This window comes from Bradyrhizobium sp. 62 (assembly GCF_023073035.1).
In the GTDB taxonomy this organism is placed as follows: Bacteria; Pseudomonadota; Alphaproteobacteria; order Rhizobiales; family Xanthobacteraceae; genus Bradyrhizobium.
The window spans coordinates 85,076-90,493 of record NZ_JADPIT010000010.1 but is presented as its reverse complement, the minus strand read 5'-3'; the positions used below and the strand labels follow the sequence as shown (position 1 = coordinate 90,493).

Here is a 5,418-nt window from a genome sequence, read left to right as displayed (position 1 = left end):
GCCCGCCACGCCGATCTCGCGCTCGCGCTCGCGCTGCTGTCGGCTTTCATAGAGGTCGAGGCATTGGCCCTGGAAGTTTCGCGTCCGAGCGTTCCCGCTATTCGTCCCGTGCCTGACCCGCTCTACGAGCCGGTCGGCTGCGAAAATTTCGGCTAGTGGGCGCGGTCCTGACGCTCGTCATCACACTCGTGGCGCGCGGGCTCGGAGCATAAACCGTCACGCCCATCGACCGCGGATTGACCATGGCTGCCTACGGGGCGAGCAACCGGCTCCGTAGCGCGGTCGCGACGCCCGGCTGAAGGCGCGTCTCCCGCACCAAAAACACCGGCCGATCTGGCGCAGTTTCACGGAACCGTGTAGATCGGTTTCATGAGCACCAGCAACGTCAACGTCGTCGCCCATCCCCTGGTCCAGCACAAGCTCTCCCTGATGCGGGAGAAGGACCGTTCGACCAAGAGCTTTCGCGAGATCCTGAACGAGATCGGGATGCTGCTCGGCTACGAGGTGACGCGCGACCTGCCGCTGGAGCTGGTCGAGATCGAGACGCCGATTGCGCCGATGCGGGCGCCCAAGATCGCCGGCAAGAAGCTCACGCTGGCGCCGATCCTGCGCGCCGGCGTCGGCTTCCTCGACGGCATGCTGGCGCTGATGCCGTCGGCGCGCATCGCCCATATCGGGCTCTACCGCGATCCTGATACGTTGCAGGCCGTGGAGTATTACTTCAAAGCGCCGCAGGACCTGTCGGACCGCACCGTGATCCTGATGGACCCGATGCTGGCGACCGGCAACTCGGCCTGTGCCGGCGCCTCGCTGCTGAAGGCGCGCGGCGCCCGCGACATCCGCTTCGTCTGCCTTCTGGCCGCGCCTGAAGGCATCGCGCAGTTCCAGAGCGAGCATCCGGACGTGCCGGTTTGGACCGCCGCGATCGACGAGCGGCTCAACGACCACGGCTACATCGTGCCGGGGCTGGGCGACGCCGGCGACCGGATGTTCGGCACCAAGTAGACAGGTTCGCGCGATCGGATTAGTGCGGTTGCCATGAGCGCCAACGTTTTTTCGCTGCAAGCGCTGATCCGGACCGAAGCCGCCGCCGATCCGGCCTTCGTGTTCGACGGCACGCCGGTTTCGCGCGCGGAATTCTCGGAAAAGATCGAGCAGACCGCCGCCTGGCTTGCCGCGCAGGGTATCGGCACGGGCGACGTCGTCGCGGTCTGGCTGGTCAACCGGATCGAATGGATCGCGCTGCTGTTCGCCGCCGGCCGCCTCGGTGCCATCATTGCCGCCGTCAATACGCGCTACCGCAGCGCGGAGGTCGCGCATCTCCTGAAGCTCTCCGGCGCCAGGCTGATGGTGATCGAAGCCGCGTTTCGCTCGATCGACTTTGCCGCTATTCTCGCCGACGTCGTGAAGGACGAGGTGCCTGCGCTGCGAGAGATCGCGGTGGTCGGCGCGGATGAGATTCCCGCCCAATGGCCATGCGTGCGCTTCGACGTCTTCGACAAGCCCTATCCGCCGGCCCCGCCGGCTCAGGACGATTTCGATCTGCCGGTTCTGCTCTACACGACGTCAGGCACCACCAAAGGACCGAAGCTTGTCGCGCATTCGCAGCGAACGCTGGCCACGCACGCCGTCTCCGTCGCCGAGGCGCTAAAACTCTCGCCGCAGCGCCATGCGCTGCTGGCCATGCTGCCGTTCTGCGGCACCTTCGGCATGACGAGCCTGCTCGGCTTCGTCGCAGCGGGCGCGACCGTCCACGCGCTCGAAGCCTTCGAGGCCGCGCCGGCGCTGAAGATTCTCCGCGAGTGCGGGATCACGCATGCCTTTGGCTCGGACGAGATGTTCCGCCGCATCCTCGCCGTCACCGAGGCGCCGCATCCGTTTCCGCATCTCGAAGTCTGCGGCTTTGCCGCGTTCCAGCCCGGCTGGCGCGAGCTTGCCGCGGAGGCCGAGGCGCGCGGCATGCCGTTGCACGGCCTTTACGGTTCGAGCGAGGTGCAGGCGCTGTTCTCGATCGCACGCTCGAGTGATGGCTTCGCCGATCGCATCGAGGGCGGCGGCTGGCCAATGTCCCCGGAGGCCAAGGTCCGTGTGCGCGACACCGAGACCAGCGAACTCGCGGCTCGCGGCGTCTCCGGCGAGATCGAGATCCATGCGCCGTCCCGCTTCCTCGGCTACTACAACAATCCCGACGCGACGCGCGACGCCATCACCGCGGACGGCTTCTTCCGCACCGGCGATATCGGCCGGCTGCGCGGCGACGGCTCCTTCGTCTACGAAACCCGCGCGGGCGACGCCATGCGGCTCGGCGGGTTTCTTGTCGCACCCGGCGAGATCGAGGACGAGCTCAAATCGTGCGCCGGCGTGGCCGACGCCCAGGTCGTCGCGGTCGATCTGAAGGGAAACGCCCGCTGCGTTGCCTTCGTGATCCCCACCCAGGACCCCCAGCACGAACCGCCGCAGCAGGACGCGTTGATCACGCGCCTACGCGAGCGGCTCGCCGGCTACAAGGTCCCGGCGCGGATCTATGTCGTGGAGGCCTTCCCCGTCACCGACAGCGCGAACGGCGTCAAGATCCAGCGCGCCCGGCTCCGGGCCATGGCGATGGACCGGATCGCCGCGGAATAAGCACGGCCACCGGGATAGCACGCGAATTCGTCTCGGCTAAAAGGTCGCGCATCAGCTAGTACGACTTCGCCAGCCCCAGCACCTTTTCCGCAATGAAGCTGAGCGCAAGCTGCGGGCTGACCGGCGCGATGCGCGGGATCAGAACTTCGCGCAAGTAACGCTCGACGTGGAATTCCTTGGCGTAACCGAAGCCGCCATGGGTCATCACCGCCTGCTCGCAGGCATGATATCCGGCCTCACCCGCAATGTATTTCGCGGCATTGGCAGCGCCGCCACAAGGCATGCCCTTGTCGTATTGCCAGGCCGCCGACATCACCATCAACCAGGCCGCCTCGAGCTCGACCCAGTTGACGGCCAGCGGATGCTGAATGCCCTGGTTCTTGCCGATGGGCCGGTTGAACACCACGCGGGTCTTGGCGTATTCGGTCGCGCGCGACAACGCGAGCTTGCCGAGGCCGACGGCTTCCGCTGCGATCAGGATGCGCTCCGGGTTCATGCCTTCGAGGATATACTGGAAGCCTTTGCCCTCTTCGCCGATGCGATCCTCCATCGGGATTTCAAAGTCCTCGAAGAACAGCTCGTTGGAATCGACGGCCTTGCGGCCCATCTTCTCGATCTCGTGGACCTTGATCCTGTTGCGATCGAAGTCGGTGTAGAACAGGCTGAGGCCATGCGTCGGCGAGCGCACCTCCTCCAGCGGCGTGGTGCGCGCCAAAAGCAAAATCTTGTGCGCGACCTGCGCGGTCGAGATCCACACCTTCTGGCCGTTGACGATGTAGCGGTCGTTCTTGGCCACCGCGCGGGTCTTGAGCTGGGTGGTGTTGAGGCCGGTGTTGGGCTCGGTCACGGCAAAGCACGCCTTTTCGCGGCCCTCGACCATCGGCGGCAGCATGCGCTTGCGCTGTTCCTCGGTGCCGAACACGACCACGGGATTGAGACCGAACACGTTGATGTGCACCGCGGATGCGCCCGACATGCCGGCGCCGGATTCCGCGATGGCGCGCATCATGATCGCGGCTTCGGTGATGCCGAGCCCGGAACCGCCGTAGGCCTCCGGCACGCAGATGCCGAGCCAGCCGGCGTCGGCGAGCGCCTTGTGGAAGTCGTGCGGGAAGCCGCCGTCGTGGTCCTTCTTCAGCCAATAGGCATCGGGAAAGCCTTCGCAGATCTTCGCGATGGCGTCGCGAATGGCCTCCTGCTGATCGGTGAGCGCGAAATCCATGATGATCTCCTTGCTGGGAGCCGCGCCCGCGCCATCTCCCCTCTTCGCGTTTCCCACGCGAAGGCCGTGGCAGATTACTCTGCCCGACGTGCCCTCGCTTGCGTTCTTTAGCTCGAAAAACCGGGTACAGATACGTGAATTTGCCTGCCAACTGTGTGTACCATGCATGGGATCATGCGGCGCGATGGTGTCAGCGCGCTGTTATTTCGCAGGGAGGAAGACCGCGATGGCCGGACTTTATTTCGAGGAGTTTTCCGTGGGCCAGGAGTTCAGGCATCCCCTGACGCGGACCGTCACGGAGATGGACAACACCATGTTCAGCCTGCTGACGCTCAATCCGCAGCCGCTGCACATCGACGCGCATTTTTCGGCCCAGACCGAGTTCGGCCAGCGCATTTTCAACAGCCTTTACACGCTCGGCATCATGATCGGCATGACGGTCTATGATACGACCATGGGCACCACCGTTGCCAATCTCGGCATGACCGACGTCACCTTTCCGAAACCGGTCTTCCATGGCGACACACTGCGGGCGACGACCAAGGTGCTTTCATTGCGGGAGTCCAAATCGCGTCCCAAGGCGGGAATCGTCGAGTTCGAGCACCACGCTCTCAACCAGAACGACGAGATCGTCGGAAAATGCCGCCGCATGGCGATGATGCACAAGAGGCCGGTCTGATGCGTTCGATGCTATTCGTGCCGGGCGACTCCCCGCGCAAATTCGAGAAGGCCAGCGAAGGCAAGGCCGACGCGCTGATCATCGATCTCGAAGATTCCGTCGTCACCGACAAGAAGCCGGAGGCTCGCGGGTTGACGTTGGCGATGCTCAACGGCCGCAACAAACCCCACCAGCTCTATGTCCGCGTCAACGCGCTCGACACCGGCATGACGCTCGCTGACCTTGCCGCGGTGATTCCAGGCAAGCCTGACGGCATCGTGCTGCCGAAATCGCAGGGCGGCGACGACGTGCGGCAGGTCGCGACCTGGCTCGAAGCTTTGGAAGCTGCGGCCGGTATCGCCATCGGCTCAACACGCATCGTCTGCGTCGCGACCGAAACCGCAGGATCGATCTTCGGGCTCGGCAGCTACAAGGGCTGCTCTCCTCGCCTCGCGGGCCTGATGTGGGGCGCGGAAGATCTCTCGGCCTCGCTCGGCGCTACTGAAAAGGCGTCAGGCGGCGTGTTCCATAGCCCTTATCGGCTGGCGCGCGATCTCTGCCTGATGGCGGCGGCCGCGGCCGAGGTCGCACCGATCGACACCGTCTATACCGATATCGACAATCTGGCGGGGCTCGAACAGGAAACGCGCGCGGCGCGGCGTGACGGTTTTTCGGCGAAAGCGCTGATCCATCCCAAGCACGTCGACGTGGTCAACGCGGCGTTCGAGCCGACCGAGCCCGAGCGTAATTGGGCGGAGAAGGTGATCGCGGCGTTCGCGAACAATCCGAACTCCGGCACGCTGCGCCTCGACGGCCAGATGATCGACAGGCCGCATCTTCGCGCCGCGAAGAAGATCCTCGGCCGGAGCTAGAGCAGGACGCCGCGCTGCGACAGATGGGATACAAGCCATTC

Annotated in this window: 5 protein-coding genes; 4 read left to right on the top strand and 1 reads right to left on the bottom strand. The window is 64.9% G+C overall.

Going from position 1 to position 5,418, the window contains the following annotated elements; genetic code table 11:
* The first annotated feature begins 369 nt into the window (after positions 1-369).
* Positions 370-1,005 carry a uracil phosphoribosyltransferase gene (upp, locus tag IVB47_RS04605; protein WP_247460115.1) on the top strand — a complete coding sequence of 212 codons (636 nt, stop codon included), beginning with the start codon at positions 370-372 and terminating at the stop codon, positions 1,003-1,005.
* Positions 1,006-1,038: 33 nt separating this feature from the next.
* Positions 1,039-2,625, top strand: coding sequence for an AMP-binding protein (locus IVB47_RS04600; RefSeq protein WP_247460113.1), 1,587 nt, complete (start codon positions 1,039-1,041; stop codon positions 2,623-2,625).
* Positions 2,626-2,680: 55 nt separating this feature from the next.
* Here the strand turns inward: IVB47_RS04600 and IVB47_RS04595 are convergent, their stop codons facing one another.
* Positions 2,681-3,847 carry an acyl-CoA dehydrogenase family protein gene (locus IVB47_RS04595; protein ID WP_247460111.1) on the bottom strand — a complete coding sequence of 389 codons (1,167 nt, stop codon included), beginning with the start codon at positions 3,845-3,847 and terminating at the stop codon, positions 2,681-2,683.
* Positions 3,848-4,073: 226 nt separating this feature from the next.
* Between IVB47_RS04595 and IVB47_RS04590 the strand changes: the two genes are divergently transcribed.
* The gene (locus IVB47_RS04590) at positions 4,074-4,526 is read left to right on the top strand and encodes a MaoC family dehydratase (RefSeq protein WP_007595761.1); all 453 of its coding nucleotides are present in this window, start codon (positions 4,074-4,076) and stop codon (positions 4,524-4,526) included.
* A complete protein-coding gene (locus IVB47_RS04585) occupies positions 4,526-5,377 on the top strand; it encodes a CoA ester lyase (protein WP_247287818.1) in 852 nt (283 codons plus the stop codon). Before IVB47_RS04590 ends, IVB47_RS04585 begins: the two co-directional genes overlap by 1 nt.
* The last annotated feature ends 41 nt before the right edge of the window (positions 5,378-5,418 follow it).

Bases quoted from the DNA above. Each gene is read 5' to 3' on its own strand.
- upp (WP_247460115.1), top strand. From the start codon at position 370: ATGAGCACCAGCAACGTCAACGTCGTCGCCCATCCCCTGGTCCAGCAC.
- IVB47_RS04600 (WP_247460113.1), top strand. From the start codon at position 1,039: ATGAGCGCCAACGTTTTTTCGCTGCAAGCGCTGATCCGGACCGAAGCC.
- IVB47_RS04595 (WP_247460111.1), bottom strand. From the start codon at position 3,847: ATGGATTTCGCGCTCACCGATCAGCAGGAGGCCATTCGCGACGCCATC.
- IVB47_RS04590 (WP_007595761.1), top strand. From the start codon at position 4,074: ATGGCCGGACTTTATTTCGAGGAGTTTTCCGTGGGCCAGGAGTTCAGG.
- IVB47_RS04585 (WP_247287818.1), top strand. From the start codon at position 4,526: ATGCGTTCGATGCTATTCGTGCCGGGCGACTCCCCGCGCAAATTCGAG.